Source organism: Candidatus Pseudothioglobus sp. Uisw_041 (assembly GCF_048087625.1).
Lineage (GTDB): Bacteria > Pseudomonadota > Gammaproteobacteria > PS1 > Pseudothioglobaceae > Pseudothioglobus.
Genome location: NZ_CP159805.1, coordinates 175,033 through 200,400, shown reverse-complemented (window position 1 = coordinate 200,400; position 25,368 = coordinate 175,033). Strand labels below are relative to the sequence as shown.

24 protein-coding genes are annotated in these 25,368 nt (G+C 37.0%); 11 read left to right on the top strand and 13 right to left on the bottom strand.

Annotated elements, in window-relative coordinates; all coding sequences use genetic code 11:
* Window positions 1-3: 3 nt before the first annotated feature.
* Window positions 4-2,439 (top strand): GcvT family protein, encoded by a 2,436-nt coding sequence (locus ABXT44_RS00965; protein ID WP_416687346.1) that lies wholly within the window; start codon window positions 4-6, stop codon window positions 2,437-2,439.
* 38 nt (window positions 2,440-2,477) lie between these two features.
* Here the strand turns inward: ABXT44_RS00965 and ABXT44_RS00960 are convergent, their stop codons facing one another.
* The 5 genes from ABXT44_RS00960 to ABXT44_RS00940 all read right to left on the bottom strand — a co-directional run bounded on the left by ABXT44_RS00960 (window position 2,478) and on the right by ABXT44_RS00940 (window position 6,146).
* Complete coding sequence (locus tag ABXT44_RS00960) at window positions 2,478-2,927, bottom strand: type II 3-dehydroquinate dehydratase (RefSeq protein WP_416687343.1); 450 nt, start codon at window positions 2,925-2,927, stop codon at window positions 2,478-2,480.
* Complete coding sequence (locus ABXT44_RS00955) at window positions 2,928-3,398, bottom strand: type II 3-dehydroquinate dehydratase (RefSeq protein ID WP_416687340.1); 471 nt, start codon at window positions 3,396-3,398, stop codon at window positions 2,928-2,930.
* A 95-nt stretch (window positions 3,399-3,493) separates the two neighbouring features.
* Window positions 3,494-4,057, bottom strand: coding sequence for an HD domain-containing protein (locus ABXT44_RS00950; protein ID WP_416687338.1), 564 nt, complete (start codon window positions 4,055-4,057; stop codon window positions 3,494-3,496).
* Entirely contained in the window at window positions 4,050-5,204 is a 1,155-nt protein-coding gene (locus ABXT44_RS00945; protein WP_416687336.1) for a gamma-butyrobetaine dioxygenase, read from the bottom strand. The genes ABXT44_RS00950 and ABXT44_RS00945 overlap by 8 nt, the downstream gene beginning before the upstream one ends.
* Before the next feature lie 51 nt (window positions 5,205-5,255).
* Complete coding sequence (locus ABXT44_RS00940) at window positions 5,256-6,146, bottom strand: phytanoyl-CoA dioxygenase family protein (RefSeq protein WP_416687333.1); 891 nt, start codon at window positions 6,144-6,146, stop codon at window positions 5,256-5,258.
* Between the two features lie 91 nt (window positions 6,147-6,237).
* Between ABXT44_RS00940 and ABXT44_RS00935 the strand changes: the two genes are divergently transcribed.
* Window positions 6,238-6,675: an NfeD family protein gene (locus ABXT44_RS00935; protein WP_416687331.1), complete on the top strand. Its 438-nt coding sequence runs from the start codon at window positions 6,238-6,240 to the stop codon at window positions 6,673-6,675.
* 40 nt (window positions 6,676-6,715) lie between these two features.
* Here ABXT44_RS00935 and pyrE read toward each other — a convergent pair whose 3' ends face one another.
* Window positions 6,716-7,357 carry an orotate phosphoribosyltransferase gene (gene pyrE, locus ABXT44_RS00930; RefSeq protein ID WP_416687329.1) on the bottom strand — a complete coding sequence of 214 codons (642 nt, stop codon included), beginning with the start codon at window positions 7,355-7,357 and terminating at the stop codon, window positions 6,716-6,718.
* 31 nt (window positions 7,358-7,388) lie between these two features.
* Between pyrE and ABXT44_RS00925 the strand changes: the two genes are divergently transcribed.
* The 9 genes from ABXT44_RS00925 (at window position 7,389) to fabB (ending at window position 15,995) form a co-directional block, all read left to right on the top strand.
* On the top strand, window positions 7,389-8,153 hold the full coding sequence (locus ABXT44_RS00925) for an exodeoxyribonuclease III (protein ID WP_416687326.1): 765 nt from the start codon (window positions 7,389-7,391) through the stop codon (window positions 8,151-8,153).
* The gene (trmB, locus tag ABXT44_RS00920) at window positions 8,150-8,845 is read left to right on the top strand and encodes a tRNA (guanosine(46)-N7)-methyltransferase TrmB (RefSeq protein WP_416687322.1); all 696 of its coding nucleotides are present in this window, start codon (window positions 8,150-8,152) and stop codon (window positions 8,843-8,845) included. Before ABXT44_RS00925 ends, trmB begins: the two co-directional genes overlap by 4 nt.
* Window positions 8,846-9,301 carry an FxsA family protein gene (locus ABXT44_RS00915; protein ID WP_416687320.1) on the top strand — a complete coding sequence of 152 codons (456 nt, stop codon included), beginning with the start codon at window positions 8,846-8,848 and terminating at the stop codon, window positions 9,299-9,301.
* 39 nt (window positions 9,302-9,340) lie between these two features.
* Window positions 9,341-10,558 carry a bifunctional folylpolyglutamate synthase/dihydrofolate synthase gene (locus ABXT44_RS00910; RefSeq protein WP_416687318.1) on the top strand — a complete coding sequence of 406 codons (1,218 nt, stop codon included), beginning with the start codon at window positions 9,341-9,343 and terminating at the stop codon, window positions 10,556-10,558.
* Between the two features lie 52 nt (window positions 10,559-10,610).
* Window positions 10,611-11,507, top strand: a complete 897-nt coding sequence (locus ABXT44_RS00905; RefSeq protein ID WP_416687315.1) for a CvpA family protein — start codon at window positions 10,611-10,613, stop codon at window positions 11,505-11,507.
* Window positions 11,508-11,510: 3 nt separating this feature from the next.
* Complete coding sequence (gene purF / locus ABXT44_RS00900; protein WP_416687312.1) at window positions 11,511-13,028, top strand: amidophosphoribosyltransferase; 1,518 nt, start codon at window positions 11,511-11,513, stop codon at window positions 13,026-13,028.
* A gap of 13 nt (window positions 13,029-13,041) precedes the next feature.
* On the top strand, window positions 13,042-14,199 hold the full coding sequence (locus ABXT44_RS00895; RefSeq protein ID WP_416687310.1) for an O-succinylhomoserine sulfhydrylase: 1,158 nt from the start codon (window positions 13,042-13,044) through the stop codon (window positions 14,197-14,199).
* Window positions 14,200-14,262: 63 nt separating this feature from the next.
* On the top strand, window positions 14,263-14,775 hold the full coding sequence (gene fabA / locus ABXT44_RS00890) for a 3-hydroxyacyl-[acyl-carrier-protein] dehydratase FabA (RefSeq protein WP_271537339.1): 513 nt from the start codon (window positions 14,263-14,265) through the stop codon (window positions 14,773-14,775).
* Window positions 14,775-15,995: a beta-ketoacyl-ACP synthase I gene (gene fabB, locus ABXT44_RS00885; protein ID WP_416687307.1), complete on the top strand. Its 1,221-nt coding sequence runs from the start codon at window positions 14,775-14,777 to the stop codon at window positions 15,993-15,995. The genes fabA and fabB overlap by 1 nt, the downstream gene beginning before the upstream one ends.
* Before the next feature lie 8 nt (window positions 15,996-16,003).
* Here the strand turns inward: fabB and secF are convergent, their stop codons facing one another.
* The 7 genes from secF to ABXT44_RS00850 all read right to left on the bottom strand — a co-directional run bounded on the left by secF (window position 16,004) and on the right by ABXT44_RS00850 (window position 25,353).
* The gene (secF, locus tag ABXT44_RS00880; RefSeq protein WP_416687306.1) at window positions 16,004-16,930 is read right to left on the bottom strand and encodes a protein translocase subunit SecF; all 927 of its coding nucleotides are present in this window, start codon (window positions 16,928-16,930) and stop codon (window positions 16,004-16,006) included.
* The gene (secD, locus tag ABXT44_RS00875) at window positions 16,927-18,774 is read right to left on the bottom strand and encodes a protein translocase subunit SecD (RefSeq protein WP_416687304.1); all 1,848 of its coding nucleotides are present in this window, start codon (window positions 18,772-18,774) and stop codon (window positions 16,927-16,929) included. The genes secF and secD overlap by 4 nt, the downstream gene beginning before the upstream one ends.
* 16 nt (window positions 18,775-18,790) lie before the next feature.
* The gene (yajC, locus tag ABXT44_RS00870; RefSeq protein ID WP_271537331.1) at window positions 18,791-19,144 is read right to left on the bottom strand and encodes a preprotein translocase subunit YajC; all 354 of its coding nucleotides are present in this window, start codon (window positions 19,142-19,144) and stop codon (window positions 18,791-18,793) included.
* A gap of 25 nt (window positions 19,145-19,169) precedes the next feature.
* Window positions 19,170-20,459: a serine--tRNA ligase gene (gene serS, locus ABXT44_RS00865; protein WP_416687301.1), complete on the bottom strand. Its 1,290-nt coding sequence runs from the start codon at window positions 20,457-20,459 to the stop codon at window positions 19,170-19,172.
* Between the two features lie 107 nt (window positions 20,460-20,566).
* Window positions 20,567-21,838 (bottom strand): Tat pathway signal protein, encoded by a 1,272-nt coding sequence (locus ABXT44_RS00860; protein ID WP_416687298.1) that lies wholly within the window; start codon window positions 21,836-21,838, stop codon window positions 20,567-20,569.
* Window positions 21,839-21,847: 9 nt separating this feature from the next.
* A complete protein-coding gene (locus ABXT44_RS00855) occupies window positions 21,848-22,768 on the bottom strand; it encodes an outer membrane lipoprotein-sorting protein (RefSeq protein ID WP_416687296.1) in 921 nt (306 codons plus the stop codon).
* Window positions 22,765-25,353 (bottom strand): efflux RND transporter permease subunit, encoded by a 2,589-nt coding sequence (locus tag ABXT44_RS00850; protein ID WP_416688385.1) that lies wholly within the window; start codon window positions 25,351-25,353, stop codon window positions 22,765-22,767. Before ABXT44_RS00850 ends, ABXT44_RS00855 begins: the two co-directional genes overlap by 4 nt.
* Window positions 25,354-25,368: the final 15 nt, after the last annotated feature.

Here is a 25,368-nt window from a genome sequence, read left to right as displayed (position 1 = left end):
TATATGAAGACAAAAGCGAAAGTTGTAGTTATTGGGGGAGGAATTGCGGGCTGCTCCACCTTATATCACCTTACTCAAGAGGGCTGGTCTGATGTTGTTCTTGTCGAACGTAATGATCTAACTAGTGGAACAACTTGGCACTCTGCGGCACAGGTTACGAATTTTGGCATGAACCAAACAATGGTTGGCTTAAAAACACATTCAATTAAGTTATACAAAGAATTATCTGAAGATCCAGATCACCCAATCAACTACAATTACGGTGATGGAGGAATAAGACTTGCGAGTACAAAAGAACAAATACAGGGCTACCATCACTTCGCTTCAATGGCTCGAGGTATGGATGTTGATTTTGAAGTAATTGATGCAAAGGAGTGTCAACGACGTCATCCATTGATCTCAACAAAAAATTTAATTGGTGGATTATGGGACCCACTAGATGGAGATATAGATCCATATCAATTGTGTCACGCATTAACCCGAAAAGCGCGTCAAGCTGGTGCAGAAGTTTATACAAATACCCCTGTCATTGGCCTAAAACAATATAAAGATGGCACTTGGAAAGTAACCACTGAAAATGGTGATATTGATTGCGATATTATTGTTAATGCCTGCGGCTATAGAGTCAATGAAGTCGGCGCAATGATGGGAGTTCATCATCCTGTAGCGTCGATGGAGCATCAATATTTTTTAACAGAAGATATTCCTGAAATAGCTGAGGCAGGTCACCGCATGCCCCTACTTCGTTGCCCAATATCTGACTATTATTGTCGACAAGATAAGGGTGGGCTTTTGATTGGTTTTTATGAACAAAATTGTAAGACATGGGGAATGGATGGCATTGATCCAAACTTTGTGAATGCTCTCTGTCCAGATGATTTAGAGAGAGTGACTGATGTTTTGGATGGGGCATTTGAGCGCATGCCAGCTCTTATGAATGCTGGCATCAGAAGCATCATTAATGGCCCAATTACCTACACAATTGATGGCGCTCCACTGGTTGGAAAAATTCCAGGCAAGGAGAATGCTTTTTGCATTATTGGTCTTCGTGCAGGACTAGGTGAAGGTGGTGGACATGGCTGGCTTCTCGCTCAGCAGATTGTGCATGGTGAGGCTTGCTATGATACCTGGTGCCTTGATCCTCGAAGATTTACAACTCATGCTAATGTTGAGATGACCTCTCTCAAGGCCATTGAAGACTACCAAAACGAATTCCGTTTTCACTTTCCACATGAGCATCGCCCAGCTGCTCGCAATGCGAAAACTACTCCTCTTACCCCAGTAATGGCAAAAGAAAATGCAGAATTCACAGTCATTAATGGATGGGAGCGTGTGGAATACATAAAACCATCTGAGGACTTTCATCCTTCGCTTTCATTTCACTTTGATGAAGCATTTGATATTGTCGCAAATGAAGTAAAAAATGTCCAAAATAATGTGGGGCTGACCGAAGTTAATGGCTTTAACCGTTTTGAAATAAGTGGCTCAGATGCCGAGAGTTTTATTGATCGAATGTTTTGTGGCAATATTACTCACAAGATAGGTCGGGTTGGATTAGGTTACCTTCTTAATGACTTTGGAATGATAAAAAGTGAAGCAACAATTTCTAATCTTCCATCCTCAGATCGAGGTCCAAAAAGAATCTGGTATGGCTCAGCTGCAGCATCTGAGTTTCATGACATGGATTGGCTAAAACAACACTTAAAAGCCGATGAAGAGGTTGAAATTAAAAGTTTAACGAACGACCAAACTATTCTTCTTTTAGCAGGGCCAAATTCCAGAGAAGTTCTATCTAGTTGTAGTCGTGAAGATTGGAGTAAGGAGGCCTTTCCATGGCTTAGTGTCAGGGAATGTTTCATAGGCTTTTCTCCAGCCACTGTAATGTCAGTAAGTTTTTCAGGTGAGCTTGCTTATGAAGTGCATGTTCCAAATGCATTTCTGTATGCAGCCTATCTATCAATCTCTAATGCAGGAAAAGGGTTTGGAATGAAGCTGTTTGGGTCTAGAGCTGTAGAGTCCATGAGAATGGAAAAAGGATTTTTAGCATGGAAGTCAGATTTATTAACTGAATTTGATCCCTTTGAAACTGGTCTTGATCGCTTTGTTAACCTAAACAAAGATAACTTTATTGGTAAAGACGCATTACAAAATCGCATTAAAAATAGCCCAAAACAAAAACTTGTATGTCTCAAAGTTGCTTGTAAGCACGCTCCTGCTTATGGTGGAGCCTCACTTATGGAGGATGGTAAGGTCATTGGAACAATAACTTCGGGTGATTGGGGACACAGAGTAAACCTTAACTTAGCATACGCATTTGTAAATCCAGAAAAATCAGAGCTGGGAACTCAAATGCTGCTAGATTTATTAGGAGAAATGATCTCAGTGGAGGTTATTCCATTTGCACCATATGATAGTAACTTCAGTAGAATCTTATCTTAATAAAAAATACCCATCTTAGAATACCTACTAGGACATATCTACGCTTCGTTATATTGTTTTTTTAGCTCTGTTAATAATTGAATAACATGGCTATACCCACTTGGACCTAAACCAGCAACTACAGCATCTACCACAGGTGAGATATAAGAAACATGGCGAAAAGATTCACGTAAATGTGGGTTGGAAATATGCAACTCTATTTTGAAACCTGAAAAAGATTTTAATGCGTCATGAATTGCAATCGAAGTGTGGGTGTAAGCTGCTGCATTAATAACAATAGCATCGATTTTTTCTTTGATTGCATGCTGAATCCATTCAACTATTTCGCCCTCATAATTTGACTGCATAAATTTAACAGAATGGTTATCTTTTAAGCCTTGTTCTATACATTTTTTTTCAATATCACCCAATGTTTCGCTACCATAAATTTCTGGCTCCCGCGTTCCAAGAAGGTTTATGTTAGGTCCATTGATTACGTAAATATTCATCTAATTATGGTTTAGTTTTTCATGAATTGCTCTAATAGCTAGTTCATAGCTATGAACGCCAAGGCCACATATAAATCCGACTCCACTTTTTGAAACTATTACAGGCTCAGAGATGCCCTCGTTATCATGGAAAATATTTGTAATATGCACCTCAATCACGGGTTTATTTTTAAGAATATCAAACTTTATATTTGAAGCATAGGCATCTAAATCAAAAGTTGATTCATGCGAGTACCCAACAGGGTTGATAATTAATGCATCACACTCTGTTATTCCTTCAACTATTTTTTTTGTCAAAGAAGCCTGATCATCAGTTTGAAAAAAATCTAGCTCCATGCCTAATGATTTGCACGTCTCCAAACATTTTTTTTGCAACTTTTCCAAGGTCAGGTGCTCATAACCATACTCATTAAAGTTACTTAAATCGGAAAGCCCAGGGCCATTGATTATTAGTAATTTATTGTTATTCATTAACTGGTTAAATTTAATTTGTTAGACTAATATTATACTTTCCCAATGAAGACATGTATGACGATTAAAAATAGAGAGTATTTTTAAGTTAAATACTAATATTGAACTAATGACTCTACTAAAGGCCTGAAGTATGAAAATTGTGGATGAGACTTTGAAGAATCTTTAGCTTCCTCATCCCAGTAACGCAGTTTTATGCAATCATCCAAATAAATATTTTTTTCAAACTCTTTAACTTCATCTTTACTCATTGGGCCACCTTGCAAATTAAGAGTGTGTATTGAGGCTTGTGTAAGACGTTCAAAATAGTCTGACTTAACAGAGCATAGATAGCGCTTTGCAGAAACATGTTGACGTATTGGCTCAACAACTGATGTTGGAAAGTAGTCTTCTAAAAAATTAGCGCCCGCTTCTTCATGAAAATTGTTCATACCCTTGGCTAGTACTGACTCAGGTATTTCATTTTTATAGTGCCCTATATCATGAAGGAGTGCAGCAACAATTAGACTGGCATCTGCACCAGATTGCTCAGCGCACTGTGCAGCTTGAAGCATATGCTGGGCCATTGTTACGTCTTCACCTAAATAGGATTCAGCACCACGCCTCTTAAAAACATCTTCGATATGATTTACAATATTATCACTATTAATCTTAGTCATTATTTCGATTTTCTAGAATATTAAGAAGACTATAAAGGCCATCTAAATCTGTATAAGCACCCTGTAAATGGCGCTTACCTTTATCAGAAAAAGCGGTCCTTGCATGCATCACTCTAGTGTTGTCAAATATAATTATTTCCCCAGGTACTAACTGAAATATAACCTTTAACTCATCTCTCTCTATTACCTCTCCCCAGTGCCGATATGCCAAATAAAATGGGCGAATCTTCTCTGAAGGCAGGTTAATTGTATCGATAGATCGATTGTTATATCTCACCTTGATAACTTCATGATTATCATTAACTTCTATCATTGGCACTCTAGACCTAAGATCTGTTTTATCATCAGAAAAACGAAAATTAATCCAGTTATTTGTTAAATTTTCAAAATTTTTACTGCTTTCTTCTCTCAGTTTTTTTGCCGCATTAAAGCCATCCACCAAAACTGACTCTCCACCCTGTGTTGAGCTTTCTAGGCAATGTAAAAGCTGTACTGTTGGAACAGGGTCTCGATACGGATTATCAGTATGGGAACCAAGTCTCATATTAGTATAAGCAAGATTATTTGGTTTTACTTCAGTTCGAACTTCAAATAATTTTCCATAATTTGTCTCTCTAGTAAATCCTAGCTGAGAAATTACAGATTGAACAAGCCCTTCTTTGATAGAAGCATCTTCGATAATGCAAAAACCCATATCTCGAACTGCACGCAAAACCTCTAGCCTACCTTCATCGGTTTCTTGAAAATTTTTATACTTGGTCCTAGGCATGCCATCTTTAAAGCTATTTTTTTGCCACAAATGTTTGTTTTTTTCACTTCTATCATCGAAATGATTATTAAGGTTATAACAGTTTATCCATAGCCAGTTCTGAGAAAAGATAGACCAATAATTTTCAGGCATGAACCGAATATGTAGATCACCTCTTTCATCTTGCTTAACCTCTTCAATAGAGGTATTTTTGGGTATGTTGATAACACTAAATAATCGCTGCCCATTATTAGCATTTCTTGATTGAGGCATTTGGCAATGATCTCTTAGCCAATGACTATAGAGATTACTTTGACTGCCATCTTGCCAATCAATCACTAGCTCATCATTAGCGAGATGAAACTTTTTAATCTGATTAATAGAATTATCACTTTTCATTAGAATAAGGCCATTCAACTAAAGGAATTATAATTACGAACAGTAAAATTATTACATCATTGAGCTCTTAGTTTTATCCTGCTGCCCAAAAAAAGAAACCTCTTTTGGGTACTCTGGTAACTCCACACTATAACTTGAGCACCTTACTGTATCGGTCTTTATACCTCTAACTATCATTCCATCTAAGTCACTTGGCAATGGGTTTTCAGTTAACGGTATTGCATCTTCTGCAGTATAGCTAACAATATATAAAGATCGTGGAAATTTTGTTCGATTCGAACTAGAGCCATGCAATAGTTTAGAGTGCATCAAGCAAGCTGAGCCCGCCCTTCCAGTGCAGCTTACGGCTTCACCTTTATTAGCTAACTCAATTTCAGAACCCACCGCCCCAGTAAAAACTCCATCATGCCACAAAGAATAAAGAGGCCCATTGTGTGAACCTGGAACAACTTCAAGTGGCCCATTTTCAAGTGTAACGTCGTCTAGAAAAAAAAGAACTGTCATGATATCTTCGTTTGAATGGGGCTCGAAAGGAAAATCTTGATGAAACTTAACTTCTGTCCCTGAGCTGGGTAATTTGAGATTTAGTTTATTCGTCCAGTGCTTAATATTAGGCCCAAATATATCAGCAACAAGATCTAAAGCACTATTGTCTTTAACAACATCAAGGCAAGAATCTGATATTTCTGCTGGTGATGTAATTCTTCTTAAGGCCGGCGTATCTGCGCTATGGCTTTTTGTATCAACATCAAAACGTGGCCTACCATCCTTAATCTTACCAAAAGACTCTGAATGAAGTTTGCTTTCATCAACCCAAGATAATAATTGATTATTGACTGCTAATAATTGAGACTCTGTAAGAGCTTTTTCAAGAAATATATATCCATCTCTATGAAATTGATCAATTAAATCTTGGTTTTTTAAAGTATTTTTAGTTTGCATTTAACGCCTCCAAAGCGAATTATGTACTAAATTTAAGAAAAAATAAAGAAAAATTTAATACAACTTAAGAAAGAATATAAAATCTTATGTCATGGAATTCTTATTTGAAGATTTAAACTTTATCCACTGGCTGATTCTTGGCATTGCTTTAATAATTTTAGAGCTATTTGTCTGGACAGTATTTCTACTTTGGATTGGCTCATCAGCAATTACTGTTGGTATAATTTTCTTTCTGCTTCCTAATGTTTCTGGTTTATTACAGCTGCTGATTTTTATAGTTCTTGCAGTTGTGGCAACTCTTTTATCAAAAAAATACTACCCTGTAAAAACAGTAGATGAGCAGCTGCATGATAAGGCAAAGAAACATATTGGGAGAGAATGCATGATAGTATCTATCGAGGATGAAGTGGCTAAAGTCCAGATAGGAGAGTCTCTTTGGTTTGCTAAAGGTTCAAATCTTAGCGCTGGACAATCAGTAAAAATTATTGGTGTCGAGTCTTCAACCTTTATTGTTGAACTGTCGAAATAACGACTTACATAAATAAATATTACGTTTCATAATAGCTGGATTAGTTGATGCCATATTGAGATCTATAGCGCTCAATTCTTAGAACAGTGCCTTCATCTTTTGAATCCTTTAAATAGTCAACAATGTGGGACAAGTTAATAATACTTAGAACCATAATTCCAAAAATTTCTTCAACCTCTTGAATCGCTGAAAGCTCTCCATTTCCTTTTTCTTGACGATCTAATGCAACTATGACTCCTTTTGTTTTAGCGCCATTGGTGGTGATAATATCTTGCGCTTCTCGGATTGCAGTGCCAGCTGTAATAACATCATCAATGATTAGAATATCGCCCTCTAATGAGTGCCCAACGATACTTCCTCCCTCACCATGATCCTTGACTTCTTTGCGATTAAAGCAATAAGGAATATTCCTTCCAAGGCTATCATTAAGGGCAATTGCTGTTGCTGTTGCTAATGGAATTCCTTTGTAAGCAGGTCCAAAAAGTACATCAAACTCCATGCCACTTGCTTCAATAGCTTGAGCATAAAACTTTCCTAACTGAGATAAGTGACTGCCTTTATTAAAAAGCCCCGCATTAAAAAAGTAAGGACTAATTCGCCCAGATTTAAGAGTGAATTCACCAAACTTGAGTACCCCAGTTTCTAACGTAAAATCTACAAAATCCTTTTGATACTGTTCCATTGGTTATTCCTAAACTATTAAAATAAGTGCAATGAGAATTATAACAATTAATGTTAACGGTATTAGAGCTGCTGAGCGAAAAGGTCTGTTTAGCTGGCTCAAGACAAAAAATGCTGATGTCGTTTGCCTTCAAGAAATTAAAGCGCAAGAGGATCAGCTAGATGAAAAGTTCTACCCAGAAGGAATGAATACCTATTACCATAGTGCAGAGCGCAAGGGTTATAGTGGAACGGGGCTATACTGCAAAACTAAGCCTGATAAGATCTCTTATAGCCCCTGGGAAGATATGAATTTGGAAGGAAGGATTATTCAAGCTGATTTTGGAGATTTAAGTGTTCTCTCAATTTATCTTCCATCAGGGTCGTCAAAAGAAGAGAGGCAAGCATTCAAAATGGAATTTATTACTAACCGCTTTATGCCTCATTTAAAAAAACTTCAAAAAGATGGCAGAAAATATATTATCTGTGGTGATTGGAATATCGCGCATAAAAAAATTGACCTAAAAAACTGGCGGCCTAACCAAAAAAATTCTGGCTTTCTCCCAGAAGAGAGAGAGTGGCTTGATACACTTTATGATGATGTTGGCTTCATTGACTCTTTTAGAGAAATCAACCAAGAAGAATATCAATACACTTGGTGGTCAAATAGAGGACAGGCATGGGCCAATAATACAGGCTGGCGACTTGACTACCAGGTAGTCAGTAGCAATTTAGCTGGCCTTGCCAAATCATGCGAAATATATAAAGAGCAGCGTTTTTCTGATCATGCTCCGCTAATCATTGATTACCAACTATGACAGAAGTAAAATATTTACGAAAAATACAGAGCTTTGTAAGGCGCTCAGGAAGAATCTCCAAGGCTCAATCTATTGGTCTTAATGAGCTATGGCATGATTATGGCGTTGATCTTAATGAAAAAAAACTTGATTTTAAGAAACTTTTTCTATCAAAAAATAACGTCACACTTGAAGTTGGATTTGGAAATGGTGACAGCCTACTTGAGATGGCAATCGATCAGCCTAATCAAAACTTTTTAGGGATAGAGGTTTATGAGGCTGGCGTTGGAAGGCTTATTAATGAGGCTAATAAGAATAAACTTAGCAACCTCAAAATTATCAAGGATGATGCGGTAGAGGTTCTAACAAACAATATTTTAGATGACAGTATTTCACATTTTCAGCTATTCTTTCCTGATCCTTGGCACAAAAAGAAACATCATAAGCGTAGAATTGTTCAAATAAGCTTTTTGGACCTTCTATCCAACAAACTTAAAAAAGATGGTATTGTTCATATAGCTACCGACTGGGAGAACTATGCTGAGCATATTATGGAGTTGCTAGAATCACATTCACACTTTAAAAACTGTGCTGGTGACCATATGTATTCTTTAAGACCAAAAAATAGGCCTTTAACTAAATTCGAAAATCGAGGTCAAAAATTAGGCCATGGGGTTTGGGACATAATTTTTACAAACATAAAAGGAGGTTAAATGTTATTTCCTATATTTGTTGTTGTCACACTTGCTGAAATCTATGTTCTGGTAACTGTAGGTCAAGCTATTGGTGGACTTTCAACAGTACTACTTGTGATTATTACTGCATTTATTGGCTCTCGTCTTCTGAAACAACAGGGCTGGTCAACTATGGCAAAGGCTCAACAAAGTATTGCTGAAGGAAGGACTCCTGCAGTAGAGATGTTTGAGGGGGTTGTCATTTTAGTATCTGGTGTTTTGTTATTAACACCTGGGTTTATTACCGATATTCTGGGCTTGCTTGGCTTAATGCCCTGGAGTAGAAGCTATTTCATAAACCACTTTTTAGAAAAAAATGCAGAGCGCGTCTTTAGTAAAAAAAAATCAGCCTTTATCAATAGAGGCGAAACTAGTGAAACAAAAAAAACTAACAAAGATGAGACTATTGAAGGTGAGTTTTGGGAAGATAAATAATTTAAACTTTTTTTTGATTTAGTAAAACTACTCTTCAATATGCAAAATAAAAGAACTCTCGATGATTGGCTGAATTGGCAAGAAACATTAATGGAGGAAACCATTGTTTTAGGCCTTGATAGAGTTCAAATTGTCTATGATCTGCTGTTTCCAAGTGGAGTTCCATATGCAGTTATTACAGTAGCAGGAACAAATGGGAAAGGCTCTACCGTTTCTTTTATTGATAGTATTTATCATAAATCAAAATACAAGGTTGGTCGCTCTACCTCGCCTCACCTATTAAAGTATAACGAACGCTTTGCGATTGATGGTAAGGAAGTTTCTGATGAATTAATCATAAAAGCGTTTGAATTAATTGAGACAAAAAGGGAAGGTGTAACGCTCACATATTTTGAATTTTCAACACTTGCAGCTTTAATTATATTTGCAGAAGCTAGTGTGGATCTTGCAATTCTAGAAGTTGGTCTTGGCGGAAGACTTGACTCTGTGAACGTGGTTGATAGTGATGTAAGCATTATCACAAATATTGCAATTGATCACACAGACTACCTAGGCGATACAAGAGAGGCGATTGGCAGGGAAAAAGCAGGGGTGATGCGAACCGCAAAACCATGTATTTGTGGTGATCAAGACCCGCCTCAAAGTTTATTGTCATACGCAAAACAAATCAAAACTCCCCTTACCCTTATCTCTGAAAGTTATAAAAATGAAATAGGTCTAGAAGGAGCGCATCAAAAGCTTAATGCTGCTGTCGCAGTTAAGGCCATTGAAAGTCTTGCAGATCGTTTTCCAGTATCCATCTCTATGATTACTGAAGGGATTAAAAAAGCTAGAGTCGCAGCGCGATTTGAAAAAATAACTATAGGCGATAAAACAGTAGTTCTTGACGTGGCACACAATCCAGCAGCAGTAGAGGCTCTTATAAATACATTGTCAGAAAACCCAATGGAAACCGTCGCCATTTTTTCAGCGCTGGCTGATAAAAACATTGTTGATATGATTGAACTCGCCTCTGGAACCATTAAACATTGGTTTTTAGTTCCAATTTCAGCGGAGCGCTCAATCGATTTAGAGTCTCTAAAAAATAAGTTTAATGAGCCTAAATCGACCACTATCTGCCTTAATATGAATAGTGCGATTAGCCAATCACTTGAACTTAATGAAATTAAACGAATTGTTATTTTTGGCTCTTTTTATACAATTACTGATGCATTCAAAATCATAAAAAAGTTTAACGTTAATAGTTTCTGGAGTTAACGACAAACCATAAGAAACTGTTGTAAAATTACACCTATCTATCAGGGAGCTCATGGGCAATTTTTTTGACAATGTTTGGAGTGCTATAAGTTTACTGGCTTGGTCAGACTGGCTTACCTTGATTATTCTAATTATTTTTGTAGTTAGGGGCTTTATTCAAGGACTTGCTAGGGAAATCATTAGCTTTATTTTTGTTATATTTGCAATTATCTTAGCTTGGCTATATTACGACTCGTTTGCAAAGACTTTCCTAAGTAGCTGGATTAGCCCAGACAACCAATCTATTTTTGCCTTATCTTTTGGTGGTATATTCCTTAGTATTTGGCTTATCAAAAAAGGTTTTTATAGGCTTACTGAAGCCTCTTCAAATAATGATAATCCAAACGCTCTAAATCGACCTTTTGCGGTTACAACAATATTAGCAATTACTGCAGTAATAAGCTTTAACTATCGAGGGGCTGTAGCTGAATTTCAAACAATTGAATCACTAATAGCAAACGACTCATTACGAAATTTTATTACATTTGCTGTAGTTTTTGCAATTTTAGTAATTGCGCTAATTGCCTTATCAAAACTCCTTAACATTAAAATTGACTCAGAAAACCCCTCTCTTATGGCACCAGTTTATGACAGCATTATAAGAGTCTTGAGCTCACTTGACACTCTCATCAATGCTAGAAATGTTGGTGGAATAACTAATAATTTCCTTGGTGCATTTTTAGGGTTATTTAAAGGTGGCATTTTTGTTCTAATCATTGTACTAATCCTTCAAAGCATGACTTGGGTCACTCAAAACCATGCATGGGTTGAAACTAGTGGCGCTCTAAGAACATTTCAAGATTGGTCGGTCGATGTAAAGCCTGTATTGTCTAAACATTTATTATTTATTGAACTTGAGCCCGGTGATAAAATTGTCGAGTTCATAGAAAGTGAGATTACAGGGGATTAACTTATGTGCGGCATTGTTGGAATACTATCAACTACAAAAAAAGATGTGAGTCTTTATATTTATGATGCTCTCACAATTATTCAGCACCGCGGTCAAGATGCTGCTGGAATAACAACTGCCAGTAAGGGTCGTTTTTATATGCGCAAAGGTAACGGCCTTGTTCGTAATGTTTTTAGAACAAAACATATGGAAAAATTAATTGGTGATATGGGGATTGGTCATGTCCGTTATCCTACAGCTGGGAGTTCTTCTGAAGCAGAGGCGCAGCCTTTTTATGTAAATTCACCTTATGGAATAGCATTTGCACATAATGGAAATCTGACCAATGCAGAGTCATTAGCAAGTGAACTTTTTGAGCAAGATCTTCGTCATATTAATACAAATTCAGACTCAGAAATATTACTCAACATACTCGCGAGCGAAATCGCTGAAGAGCAAAAACATCGAATTAACGAAAATGATATTTTTAATGCAGTAACAAAACTTCATAAAAGAGTAAAGGGAGCTTATGCGGCTATTGGAATGATTCCAGGCTATGGTATTTTTGGATTTAGAGATCCCCATGGAATAAGGCCTTTAATCCTTGGAGAAAGAACTACAAGAAATGGCACTAAGTATATGTTGGCCTCAGAAAGTGTTGGCCTTACAGCACTTGGCTTCAAAATTACCCGAGATGTAGAACCTGGTGAGGCCATTGTGATTGACCGTAAAGGTAATGTTCATTCTCAGCAGTGCTCAGATAATTCAATATTATCACCTTGCATATTTGAATTTGTTTATTTTGCAAGGCCTGATTCAATTATCGACAAAATTTCAGTTTATAAATCACGCCTCAGGATGGGCGAAAGACTTGCGATTAAAATTAAGTCTGAGTGGCAATATGAGGAAATTGATGTTGTAATGCCTATTCCTGATACCTCAAGAACATCCGCTCTTCAAGTCGCTAATGAGTTAAATTTAAAATATCGAGAAGGCTTTATAAGAAACCGTTATATTGCTAGAACCTTTATTATGCCTGGACAAAAACAAAGAAAAAAATCTGTTCGTCAAAAACTAAGTGCGATTGAACTCGAATTTAAAGACAAGAATGTACTCTTAGTTGACGACTCTATTGTTCGCGGAACAACAAGCCAGGAAATCGTTCAAATGGCAAGAGCTGCTGGTGCGAAAAAAGTTTTCTTTGCTTCCGCCGCGCCTCCAGTTAGATATCCAAATGTTTATGGAATTGATATGGCTAGTAAAAATGAGTTTGTCGCCCACAATAAAACAACAGAAGAAGTATGTAAAACTATTGGCGCTGATAAATTAATTTATCAAAATCTTGATGACTTAATTTGGTCAGTTCAACAGGGAAACTCTGATATTAAAAGTTTTGATTGCTCATGTTTTGATGGCAACTACCTCACCAAAGACATAGATGAGCCTTATCTTAATAACCTTGAAGCTCAAAGATCTGACAATGCCAAACTGGGTAATATTTCCAATGAAAGCTCAGAATTAATCTACAATGATGCTGACTAATTGAGCATAAATTATGAAAGACCTTAATTTTCAAACAAAAGCAGTTCGCGAAGGACATCATGCAACAGAGGAGCAAGAGCATTCTGAAGCTATCTTTTTGACTTCGAGTTATAGATTTAAGAGTGCTGAACAAGCTGCTGATCGCTTTGAAAACAAACAAAAAGGGAATGTTTACTCGAGGTTTACTAATCCAACAGTTGACGCCTTTCAAAATAAATTAGCTGCTTTAGAAGGTGCAGAAAAATGCCAGGCAACTGCTAGCGGAATGTCTGCCATCTTTGCAACAATTATGACTCTTCTTAAGCCTGGAGAGCACATGGTGGCCTCTCGATGTATGTTTGGAACAACCATAGTTCTTCTAAATAATATTATTGAAAAGCTTGATATTCAAATTACTTTTGTTGATTTAGGGGATTTAGATGGATGGAAAAAAAGTGTTAAAAAAAATACCAAATTATTTTTATTAGAAACACCCTCAAACCCACTTGGTGAAGTTGTTGATATAGAAAAGCTTGCAGCTATATCAAAGAAAAACAATATAGTACTAGCTGTTGATAACTGCGTCATGACGCCTGCGCTTCAAAAGCCACTGACTTTAGGGGCTGATCTGGTCATTCACTCTGCCACTAAATATATTGATGGTCAAGGCAGGTGTCTTGCAGGTGCTGTAGCAGGAAGTGAATCATTAATTGATGAAATAAGTGCGTTTACTCGAAGCACTGGTCCAACCTTAAGTGCATTCAATGCCTGGATTGTCCTAAAAGGTTTAGAAACACTCAAGATAAGAATGGATGCTCACTGTAGAAGTGCAAAGAAATTAGCTGTTTGGCTTAATGACCAATCTTTCGTTAAAAAAGTTCACTATATTGGTCTTGAAAACCATCCAAATCATGAAATTGCAAAAAAGCAGCAAACAGGCTTTGGTGGAATAGTTTCATTTGAGGTTAGTGGCGGCAGAGCCGAAGCTTTTCGTCTAATAAATAATACTAAGATGATTTCAATTACTGCAAATCTTGGTGATACTAAAACTACCATCACGCATCCCTCTTCTACAACTCATGTTCGACTCTCAGATGAAGAGAAACGACAAACTCATATCACTGAAAACCTTATTCGTATATCAGTTGGGCTAGAAGATATTGGTGACATTATTGCTGACATTAGGCCATAAGTTGAATTTCAATAGTAATTTAACTATGATAAAATTCTATCAGTACTTGATTTATTGGACTTTATGAAGCAAAACAACTTTTCTTATGAAGATTTAATTACCTGTGGTAAGGGCGAACTTTTTGGCCCTGGCAATGCCCAGCTTCCCAAACCACCAATGCTGATGTTTGATCGCATTACAAATATTACTGAAACTGGTGGAGAATATGGTAAAGGTGGAATGACTGCAGAACTTGATATTAATCCAGATTTATGGTTTTTTGATTGTCACTTTAATGAAGATCCAGTAATGCCTGGTTGTCTAGGTGTAGACGCAATGTGGCAGTTAGTTGGTTTTTATTTAGGTTGGCTTGGTGGGCCAGGAAGAGGTCGAGCACTTGGTTCTGGACAAATTAAGTTTACTGGCCAAGTCTTACCAACAAGTAAAAAGGTTACTTACAATATAAGTCTATCTCGAGTTATTGCGAGAAAACTCTATATGGGTATAGCAGATGCAACCATGGAAGTAGATGGGAAAACTATCTACGAAGCAACAAACCTTAGGGTAGGATTATTTACTGATACATCTTCCTTCTGATGAACAGAGTAGTCATTACAGGAATGGGTATTGTTAGCAGCTTAGGCTCCAACAAGTCCGAAGTTCTTAAATCCTTAAAGTCTGCTAAATCTGGAATAGTATTTAGTGAAAAATATTCAGAAATGGGACTTAGGTCTCATGTTCATGGTGCAATTGCAGAGGTCAATACTAGTGATGTTATTGATCGAAAAATGCTGCGATTTATGGCTGATGCGGCGATATTTAATGCAATCGCACTCGATGAGGCAATCAAAGAATCTGGATTAAGTGAAGAAATGATTTCGAATGAAAGGACTGGTTTAATTATGGGTTCTGGTGGAGCTTCAAATCAAAATATTGTTGAAGCTGCTGATATTTTAAGAGAAAAAGGCATCAAAAGAGTTGGTCCATACCGCGTCCCAAGAACTATGGGTTCTACCACTTCTGCCTGCCTTTCCACACTCTTTAAAATAAAGGGAATAAATTACTCAATCAGTTCTGCTTGCTCTACCAGTGCGCACTGTATTGGTAACGCTATGGAGCAAATTCAACTTGGCAAACAAGATGTTGTGTTTGCTGGAGGGGGAGAAGAGCTTGATTGGTCTTTAACTATGTTATTTGACGCTATGGGTGCCCTTTCTTCAAAATATAATGACACTCCTGATAAGGCATCACGTGCTTTTGATACAGATCGAGATGGATTTGTAATATCTGGAGGTGGCGGAGCCCTTGTGCTTGAGTCTTTAGACCATGCAGAGGCTCGAGGGGCAACTATCATTGCAGAGTTAGTTGGCTATGGCGCTACTTCTGATGGTTATGACATGGTCGCACCATCAGGTGAAGGTGCTAAACGCTGCATGCAGATTGCTACTGATGGGCTTAATGGTTCAATTGATTATATTAATGCTCATGGAACATCAACACCAGTTGGCGATGCTAAAGAGTTAGGTGCAATCAAGGAGGTATTTGGTACTACCTCAACGCCTCTTATTGGCTCAACTAAATCTCTTTCGGGTCATGCGCTGGGAGCAGCTGGAGTTAACGAATCTATTTATTCACTTTTGATGCTTCAAAATGATTTTGTTGCCGAATCTGTGAATATCGAAAATCTTGATGACGCAGCAATAGGCTTACCAATTGTTAGGAAAACCAAAAGCGTTAAACTAAATCGCATTCTCTCAAATAGTTTTGGTTTTGGTGGGACCAATGCGTGTCTTGTTTTTGAAAGATTTAGCAAATAAAGTTATTTTTACGGTCTAGCGTCAATCTCTTTTTTCTCTTTTTCTGAAGGCAGCATGTCTTCTTTGGAAATTCCCATCGCAAGAATAGTTGAACTTGCAACATAGATTGAAGAGTAGGTACCAATTACCACACCGATAAGAAGTGCACCAGCAAAACTATGAATCACCTCTCCCCCTAGATAAAATAGAGCAAAAAGAACAAGTAAAGTTGTGAGGGATGTCATTAATGTTCGTGATAAAGTTTGATTAAGAGCCTCATTAATAATTGATCCAGACTCCACTTGGCGACTTGCAAGAAAGTTTTCTCGAATTCTATCAAAAACTACGATCGTATCATTAAGAGAATAACCAATTACTGCAAGAATAGCAGCCAATACTGTCAAATCAAATTCAATTTGCAGTAATGAAAACACTCCTAACGTAATAATCACGTCATGAATAAGGGCCGCAATGGAGCCTAGAGCAAAGCGATACTCAAATCTAAAGGCAACATAAATTAAAATTCCAATAAGCGCATAAAGCATTGCCAGGCCGCCATCATTGGTTAGCTCTTCACCAACCTTTGGCCCAACAAATTCAACTCTGCGAACATCTATTCCCTCACCAAGCATCCTAATAATTGATGAACTGAGTTTTGCACTTGAAGTAGCTTGTGGCTCCAACTGAATAAGAACTTCAGTATCTGATCCAAAATATTGAACATTGGCACCTTTAAAATCCGCAGCAGCAAGCTTTGAACGAATACCTTCAAGATCAGCTGATTTTTCATAGCCTAATTCGATTAATGTACCACCAGTGAAGTCAATACCAAATTTGAGACCTTGAAATCCTATTGAAGCTATAGAGACAATTAATAAAATTGCAGAAAAAATCATTGCATATTTGCGTCTACCTACAAAGTCAATAACTGGAATATTTAATGATTTAAGACTCATATTGCCAACTCCTTATCTTTCTTTCCACCATAAATAAGGTTTATCATTGCCCTAGAGACAATAATTGCTGTGAACATAGAGGTAATAATTCCAATTGAAAGTGTAACAGCAAAACCTTTAATTGCTCCTGTACCAAAACTAAATAACACCAAGGATGCTATAAGGGTTGTAATGTTCGCATCAGCAATAGTCAACAGTGCTTTCTCATAACCTGCAGAAATTGCTTTTTGAATATCTTTAGCTGAGCGCATTTCTTCTTTGATGCGTTCAAAAATTAAAACATTAGCATCAACCGCCATACCAACTGTCAAAACTATACCTGCTATTCCTGGCAAGGTTAAAGTTGCCTGAAGCATAGATAGTATTGAAACTATAGTGATTAAATTTAATGTTAAAGCCACATTTGCAACCAAGCCAAATACGCGATATCGCCAAGCCATAAATACTAACACTAGGGCAAAACCAACCAAAACAGAAATGAATCCTTTTTGAATATTATCAGCACCCAAGCTTGGGCCAATTGTTCGCTCTTCAATAATTTCAACAGGCGCTGAAAGCGAACCTGCTCTTAATAGTAACGCTAAGTTTCGCGCCTCTCTAGAGCTGTCTAGGCCAGTTATCTGGAAACGATTAGAGAAGGTTCCTTGAATTGTTGCTGCATTTATAATATCTTGCGTCTTACTGCGCTTCTTCACAGCAACACCATCCTCAATAATTGTTTCTACTTGATTTTCAATAAAAACAACAGCCATTCTATAACCTATAAATTCTTTAGTAGTTTCCAGCATGGTTCTGCCACCAGAACTATCTAAGACAATACTAACTTGTGGCTGATTATCTTGATCAACACTAGAAGATGCATCTACTATGTTTTCACCCGTTGCTATGACAGTTGTTTTGAGTAGTAAAGGTCTTCCATCTTTAAACTTATAAAGCTTTGAGCCCGATGGTGTTTTTCCTGATTGGATGGCAGTTTGAACATCATTTTGCTCATCAACTAACCTAAACTCAACGGTTGCCACAGCTCCTAATATTTCTTTGGCTCTGGCCGTATCCTGAACTCCAGGCAATTGAACAACAATTCTTTCTGAACCCTGTTGCTGAATTATCGGCTCAGCTACGCCTAGCTCATTTACTCGATTACGAAGGGTAGTAATATTTTGTTTTAGTGCGCTAGATTTTGCTGTAGATTGAGCACTTGATGAAACTTCAAGACCAAACTCTAACTCTAACTCGCTACCTTCAACAATTACCAAATCAGGCAAATCATTTTTTAAAACCTTTTTTGCCTTGTTCTTAAGATCTTCACTCTTAAAGCTAACAACTAACCTATTATCTTCTTTACGAATTTTTTTATACAACTTATCCTTACGTAAAGCAGTTCTTAGCTCATTGTAATAACGATCTAAAGAGGTTGAAACTACTGCCTCCATATCTACTTCAAGTAAAAAATGAACGCCTCCTCTGAGATCAAGCCCTAAAGACATTGCCTTACCCCCCAGATTCCCAAGCCATTGTGGAATTGAAGGAGCAAGATTAAGAGCAACCACATAATTTCTGCTTAGTGAGTTCTTTAAAAGTGTCTTAGAAGAAAGCTGTGATTGGGAGTTGTTAAAACGAACTAGAATATTATTGCTATCAATCTTTATAGATTTAAAGTCAACATTATTTTCTGTCAGTGTGCTACTTATAGACTCTAAATCACTATCTTCAACAATATAGTCGCCTGTTCCCGTAATCTGAATCGCCAAATCTGAACCATACAGATTTGGCAATGCATAAAGAGTTGAGAGGAATAAGAAAAATACAATAAGTGCATTTTTCCAAGCTGCGTAATGATTCATATTGAGTTTTTATATATTATTTTTCTATCTCTTTTTTGCCGATTGCTTTTGTTTTTTTAGCTTTGGGGATTGCTTTTTCCTTAGAGCCTGACTTAGTCATAGATTTTGCGCTTCCCTTTGGCATCTTTTGATTAATGCCCTGTTTTTGTAATTTAACTATAACTCCTGAAGCAATCTCTACTTCTGCAAAAGACTCATCAACTGCAGTAATTTTCCCAATGACACCGCCATTAGTAACAACTTCATCGCCTTTTTTTAAGGCTTTTAATAGGGTTTTGTGATCTTTAGCTCTTTTTTGTTGTGGTCTGATTAATAAAAAATACATCAGTACAAACATTGCTATCAGAAATAGTTCTGGTGGTAAATTCATTTCTCACTCCAAATTAATAAAGGGGTTATTTTATCTTAGTTGAGCCGCCCATGTAGCCCTGTAAGACTTTTGGTATTGTAATACTGCCATCCGCATTTTGATAATTTTCTATCACCGCAACCAAAGTTCTGCCAACTGCAAGTCCTGAGCCATTTAAAGTATGTAAAAACTCTGACTCTTTGGTATCTGAGTTTTTCCAACGAAGCTGCATTCTTCTCGCTTGAAAAGCTTCAAAACACGAACATGATGAAATTTCGCGATATGCAGACTGGCCAGGAAGCCACACCTCTAAATCATAAGTTTTGGCTGAAGAAAAACCTAAATCACCAGTACACAATGAAACTTTTCGGTAGGGTAACTCTAGTAGCTTTAGTATGCCCTCTGCATGCGCTGTAAGCTCCTCAAGAACATCGTAAGCATCACTAGGTTTAGAGATTTGAACTAATTCAACTTTTTCAAACTGATGCTGACGTATTAATCCCCTAGTATCTCTTCCATATGATCCTGCTTCAGATCTAAAACATGGCGTGTGCGCTACAAACTTTAGAGGCAAATCAGACTCTTTTATAATTGAGTCGCGCACAATGTTGGTTACTGGAACTTCAGCAGTTGGAATTAAGTAAAGTGATTTCGCATCACCCTCTTCTCCATGGAGATGCGTTTTAAATAAGTCGGCTTCAAATTTTGGTAATTGGCCAGTGCCCATCAGAGAGTCTGCATTTACCAGGTAAGGAACATACGTCTCGGTGTAACTATTAACCTCCGTATGATGGTCAAGCATGAACTGAGTGAGTGCTCTTTGAAGTTTTGCAATCTTACCAGTCATAACAACAAATCTAGCACCTGAAATCTTCGTGGCAGCAGCAAAGTCGATGCCATGCATTTCGCCTAAATCCACATGATCCTTTGGCTCAAAGTCGAATTTTTTGGGCTCCCCCCACTTAAGAACTTCAAGGTTGTCATCCTCACTAAAACCTTCAGGAACTGAAGGATGAGGTAAATTAGGAATTGCCATGGCAATCTCATCAATCTTAAATTGGAGTGCATTTAATTCGGACTTAGCACCATCAAGGCTCTCTCCAAGACTAGAAACTTCATCTAACAAAGGCTTAATGTCTTCTCCAGAAGCTTTCGCTTGACCTATTGCTTTTGATTTAGTATTGCGTAAATTTTGCAGCTCTTGTGTTTGAACCTGGATCACTTTCCTTTGATCCTCAAGCTTATTAAACTCATCAACATCAAACGTAAAATTACGCCTTTTAAGTTGCTCAACAACAAAATCAATATTTCCTCTTAAAAGCTTGCTTTCTAACATTATATAAACCTAAATTATTTTAGCTAAATTATACAATATCCTATGCTATAAGAGGGATTGATGCTTTAAGTTGACTTAAAAATGCAACACCTTAACTAACTGAGTCATTAATGCTGGTACTTAACTTCCAAGTTAACTCTTTGGTACTGGTCAAACAAACTTAGCGCACGGTTTGGCTTAGCATCTGCATATGTGACGCCCAATGAAGCTTTCCAGTGATCATTAATATCCCAGTCAAGTCCAGCTGAAGTTAGTGAAAGATCATTGTTTGATAATATTATATGGGAGGTATTCCAGCTCCAGTCTGAATCACCAAACTTGTCATTTACTCTTGCCATATATGTCGTACTATTTTTATCTGCACTGACACTTCCTGTTAAAGTTGGCGTTAGATAATCACTGTAGAAATCTAATAGGTACTGAGAGTTAACTGAAATCAAGATCGTTCTATCATTTTTTTGAATATCAAAAGCCAAGTCCCAATCAATTCTATCTACCTTTACAAATTGTCCTGAACGGTTTTGTTGCAAGTTATGTTTATAGGCAACATCAAATTTAAGCAAATAATCATCAAAGGCTTTATTCATTCCAAGCCCTAATAATTGATATGGTGTTGCATAAACCAACCCATCTGTTAGGTTAATGATTGCATCATTAGGAACTAGCTGACCAGCATAAAAAGCCATATCACTTCCCTCCCCACTTATTCCATAGCGCAATCCAAATTCATCATAGCTATCATTTTTAAGTGTCATTAATGTGCTTTTTGCAATTCTAGGATTTGTATTATAAAAAAAACTTAAATCACTATCTTCAAAGTAACGAGTAGAGCTCAAAATCCATTGGGAAATCATGGATGGGTCTGTAAGCCCTCCTGAAGGATTAATTACGTCAAGTGCGCCACCCTCAAGCTCACCCCAGCCAATAGTATATCGACCTAGCTTAGCACTCCAGTCATCAAAACTAAATTGCAAAAATGCCTTCTCTACCTCAATATCACTGGCCTCAATTACGTTGTTGCTATCACTCGGCCAATATTTTATTGCTTTAATTTCTACTTCGCCATAACCTGAGTCAAAAACAGAGCCACTTGTTCCTAACCTCAACTCAGTTCTTTCCATAGCAGTGCTATAACTATTTGCAGGATTAACACCATATTTCTGGGAAACACTTAAGTCCAGCCAAGAAAAAGATTTTTCTAGATTTATGTCATTATCACCAAAGACATCACTGTCATCATCCCACTCACCAAACTCTTCATCAGAATCGTCAAATACTAATTCATCGTCAAATAATAATTCGTCCTCAGCAATAGAAATGGAGTTAATTCCAAAGCTAATAATTAAAGCAATAATTCCTTTATAGATAAAATTTAACATACTCAGAATTTATTTAGCTTGTTTACGTAAATCCTTCAGAAATTTCTCTCTAAATGCTTGGTCAGTCAATGCTCTTTGAGTTAAAAAATCTTCTTTAATATCCATATCAAAGTTTATCGCCTCAAGTTTCATATTTGTTAGCCTATTGCTTACCGTATTAAAAAATGTCAGACTTCTTCCCATCCAAACATCATTAATTTTTTCAACTTTACCAACCTCGAGCTTCTTGATAGGATTGTTGTATTTATCGAACATTTGTACCTTAAGAGTTATAAACCTTTCAGTATCAATCCAATTTTGCGTTTTCCCATAACTGCTTTTGCTAATTCGATGTTTTTTTGGTGTCGCCTCAACAACTGCAACCTCTCTTCCTCTAAAAGTTCCGAACTCTAGTAATTCGTATGTATAGTCATCAAGCTTTCCTGTTTCTTGATCTTCAGTGGTCATCTCAGTTCCAAAAATACTTGCAGATTCAGTTTCCTCATCATCACTGTTCCTAACACTAATTCTCTTTACTTTTCCAAGAGCAGAAAGATATAACCAGGTCTCATTATCTCGGTCACTGTCATCATAACTATATGAGAGCATTCCAATTCCTTTTTCACTTGCTGGCTCAAGGATTATGGCAATACTCTTAGTATCTTGGCTACCCTCTCCAGTATTAATTTGTGCATTTTCTATTAACTTAACTCGGGCTTTTTCAGCGCACTTTACCTTACCACCGCTGAGACCATACTTGCAAGTAGTCAACTTCATACGGGTGAATGCTGAGTCAGTAGACTTCCTACTCTCAACATCAACTCTCTGCATAATCTCTCGTGCACTTAAATTAGTTTCAGCATATACATTTGGCGCTTGTAGAGTTAAAAATGCACCAAGTACAAAAGTAAGCAAAGTAGATTTTGAGTAAGTAAGTATTAATTTATTCATTTTGTAGCCTCTATAAAATTTAAATTATCTTCAACATCTTTCTGACCAAACTTCGGCTTGAAAATCATAATCAATGCCGGGAAAAACAATAAGTCGCATAGCAGCGCAACAAATATAGCTAAAGAACCAAAAGTCCCAATCTTTGCTAATCCTAAATAGTCACTAAATGTAAGCATTAAAAACCCACAGCCTAGGATGAGAGTTGTAAATGTTACAGCTTGGCCCACCTCTTTTATAGTTTCCACGAGCGCAAGCTTCATATTGTGATTTTGTGCAAGTGACATTCTATAGTGACTAATAAAGTGAATCGTATCATCCACTGCAATACCAATAATTAAAGGAGCAATCATTAATGTGTCTGTATCAAGCGGAACTCCAAGAAGGCCCATTAATCCAAATGCTAATGATGCGGGTATTAGGTTAGGAATAATCGACATAACGCCTGCCTGAAAAGAACCTAGCGTTATCATCAATAACAGACTAATAACCACAGCTGCTATCGACAAACTCTTAAACTGATTATTACTAATGTCATCAGCAAGCCTCATCATTAAAGCGAATGATCCAGTAATTTGAACTTTTATATTAAGATATCGATCTTTTAATCCATTAAACTCTTTATTTATATCAGCCTGAATATCGTTAAAAAATTCCTTGTATTCGTTAGAGCCTGCATTTTTTAATTGAACACTTATGTGACTCTTACTGTAATCATCACTGACAAGGGCTCTTCTCTCTTCAGGATTTGAACTGTTAAACAAGTAAAGCAATTGGGATACCGCAATTTGACTATTAGGAATATTTCGATAATCTTCTGAGTCTTGCATAATAGCATGAGTGTCTATTACTAGATCTGCCAAAGAATTTGTTCGGATAATAAATTCACTATAATTTTCCTCAATTGTATTTTGAAGTCTATTCATAGCATTTAATACGTCTGGGTCCATTATTCCATCTGAAATTGCTGTGTCTACAACGATTTCCATATTTCCTGTGCCCATCATGTATTCATCAACAATTTCATAGGCCTGACCAATAGGAACATCATCAGAATAAAGTTCAACTAGATTGGAGTCAATTTTGACTTGAGTTGCGCCATATATGCAAATTACAAATACACTCACAAAAATAATAGCTATAGAGTATCGGAAGCGCTCCACAAAAGCTGGAATTCTATTTAATAAAGGTTGAAGCCATTCTGCACCTAAGAGCCAATTCAAACCCATTCTCTTTGAAAGTTTTGCTATTGGATTTACAAAGAAACATGAAAAACTCAACATTTTTGATTTCAATAAAGACACTATCGACCTTACTCCCGTTTTTCTACTTGCACTAATTGCCTGGATCTTTTTAATTTGCATTGGGTGCCAATAATTGAGTAACACTGGCAGTAAATATATTGTGTATAAGAAAGCAAAAAAGACACCAGCAGCAGAAGAGAAGCCAAATTGCACAAACATTGGCATCCCAGTTACCGCTAATGATGACATTCCCGCCATCGTGGTAATTGTTGTTAATAAGATAGGAACGCCTGTCTTACCATAGGCCTTTGATAACGCCTCATCATGCTCTTTACCATCACGTCTGAAAAACAAATAAGAACTCATCACATGAACGCAGTCAGCTACGCCAACCGCAATAATAAGCATCACTGTTAATGCAATAAGAGTTGTTGATGCTAAATTGAGCCAGCTCAGGCTTCCAATAACAAAGAGAATACTGAGGCCAATCGCTAATTGAGGAAGAACGACTGCACTTGCAGAGCGAAACAATGACCAAAGCAACAGGTTAATGATTGCCACCATGCCTACTAGTAGAAAAGCAGCTTGAATGAGCGTATCCATAGCTAAGGAAATCATTGCAGAATTGCCAATTGGATAAAAATTAAAATGCTCTGACATCTTTTGCTGTTCCGTTATCGCCGTTATAGCCTTCATAAATGGAATATAAAGTCCTGGCTCATCTGGCTGATATTCAATTTTTTGAATAACAGCATTGTCATCCATACCTTCATCAAAATCATCACTCCACGCATCATCATCAAACAAAGAGAACTGGTCATTTAATTCTTGAATTACTGGGATTGCTCCAAAGTCTGTTTGAATGGAAATTGCCCCAAAACGATGATCTTTTGAGAACATAAAGAGCGGCAAACTTGGCTGATTATCTGCCTCAGAACTAATTTCACTTAAAACCAAGGGGTCACTTGGAATTTTTTTAGGAACTAAACGAGGCGAACTTAAAACATCATCTTCATTTTTTTGAATTCTAATATTAGATAGTGACTGAACACGCTTAATATGAGTTAATGACTCAACAATTTCAGGAGTTAGTCCATATTTTTCAAGCCAAACATCATCACTTATCTGTCTATAGTTATCTAAAACCTCTGTTATTTCAGAGATTAGTGTTAGAGATTTATTTGAAAATACATCGCCATCTTTAGCCTCATAAACAATAAATAAACCATCGTCACTCCCAAACTGGTCACGAAAATCATCCAAAGCTTCAATTGCAGGATCAGACTCACTAAACCAAACATCAAATGAAGTATCTAAAACAAAGCGAGAAGCACCATACCCCATAAAAATAGTGGATAG

What these genes read in the sequence shown, in the direction of transcription:
- ABXT44_RS00850 (WP_416688385.1), bottom strand. Translation starts at nt 25,353, where the DNA reads ATGGGGTATGGTGCTTCTCGCTTTGTTTTAGATACTTCATTTGATGTT.
- ABXT44_RS00965 (WP_416687346.1), top strand. Translation starts at nt 4, where the DNA reads ATGAAGACAAAAGCGAAAGTTGTAGTTATTGGGGGAGGAATTGCGGGC.
- ABXT44_RS00860 (WP_416687298.1), bottom strand. Translation starts at nt 21,838, where the DNA reads ATGTTAAATTTTATCTATAAAGGAATTATTGCTTTAATTATTAGCTTT.
- ABXT44_RS00935 (WP_416687331.1), top strand. Translation starts at nt 6,238, where the DNA reads ATGGAATTCTTATTTGAAGATTTAAACTTTATCCACTGGCTGATTCTT.
- ABXT44_RS00950 (WP_416687338.1), bottom strand. Translation starts at nt 4,057, where the DNA reads ATGACTAAGATTAATAGTGATAATATTGTAAATCATATCGAAGATGTT.
- ABXT44_RS00855 (WP_416687296.1), bottom strand. Translation starts at nt 22,768, where the DNA reads ATGAATAAATTAATACTTACTTACTCAAAATCTACTTTGCTTACTTTT.
- secF (WP_416687306.1), bottom strand. Translation starts at nt 16,930, where the DNA reads ATGAGTCTTAAATCATTAAATATTCCAGTTATTGACTTTGTAGGTAGA.
- ABXT44_RS00905 (WP_416687315.1), top strand. Translation starts at nt 10,611, where the DNA reads ATGGGCAATTTTTTTGACAATGTTTGGAGTGCTATAAGTTTACTGGCT.
- ABXT44_RS00960 (WP_416687343.1), bottom strand. Translation starts at nt 2,927, where the DNA reads ATGAATATTTACGTAATCAATGGACCTAACATAAACCTTCTTGGAACG.
- trmB (WP_416687322.1), top strand. Translation starts at nt 8,150, where the DNA reads ATGACAGAAGTAAAATATTTACGAAAAATACAGAGCTTTGTAAGGCGC.
- ABXT44_RS00910 (WP_416687318.1), top strand. Translation starts at nt 9,341, where the DNA reads ATGCAAAATAAAAGAACTCTCGATGATTGGCTGAATTGGCAAGAAACA.
- secD (WP_416687304.1), bottom strand. Translation starts at nt 18,774, where the DNA reads ATGAATCATTACGCAGCTTGGAAAAATGCACTTATTGTATTTTTCTTA.
- fabB (WP_416687307.1), top strand. Translation starts at nt 14,775, where the DNA reads ATGAACAGAGTAGTCATTACAGGAATGGGTATTGTTAGCAGCTTAGGC.
- purF (WP_416687312.1), top strand. Translation starts at nt 11,511, where the DNA reads ATGTGCGGCATTGTTGGAATACTATCAACTACAAAAAAAGATGTGAGT.
- ABXT44_RS00940 (WP_416687333.1), bottom strand. Translation starts at nt 6,146, where the DNA reads ATGCAAACTAAAAATACTTTAAAAAACCAAGATTTAATTGATCAATTT.
- yajC (WP_271537331.1), bottom strand. Translation starts at nt 19,144, where the DNA reads ATGAATTTACCACCAGAACTATTTCTGATAGCAATGTTTGTACTGATG.
- pyrE (WP_416687329.1), bottom strand. Translation starts at nt 7,357, where the DNA reads ATGGAACAGTATCAAAAGGATTTTGTAGATTTTACGTTAGAAACTGGG.
- ABXT44_RS00955 (WP_416687340.1), bottom strand. Translation starts at nt 3,398, where the DNA reads ATGAATAACAATAAATTACTAATAATCAATGGCCCTGGGCTTTCCGAT.
- ABXT44_RS00925 (WP_416687326.1), top strand. Translation starts at nt 7,389, where the DNA reads ATGAGAATTATAACAATTAATGTTAACGGTATTAGAGCTGCTGAGCGA.
- ABXT44_RS00915 (WP_416687320.1), top strand. Translation starts at nt 8,846, where the DNA reads ATGTTATTTCCTATATTTGTTGTTGTCACACTTGCTGAAATCTATGTT.
- ABXT44_RS00945 (WP_416687336.1), bottom strand. Translation starts at nt 5,204, where the DNA reads ATGAAAAGTGATAATTCTATTAATCAGATTAAAAAGTTTCATCTCGCT.
- fabA (WP_271537339.1), top strand. Translation starts at nt 14,263, where the DNA reads ATGAAGCAAAACAACTTTTCTTATGAAGATTTAATTACCTGTGGTAAG.
- serS (WP_416687301.1), bottom strand. Translation starts at nt 20,459, where the DNA reads ATGTTAGAAAGCAAGCTTTTAAGAGGAAATATTGATTTTGTTGTTGAG.
- ABXT44_RS00895 (WP_416687310.1), top strand. Translation starts at nt 13,042, where the DNA reads ATGAAAGACCTTAATTTTCAAACAAAAGCAGTTCGCGAAGGACATCAT.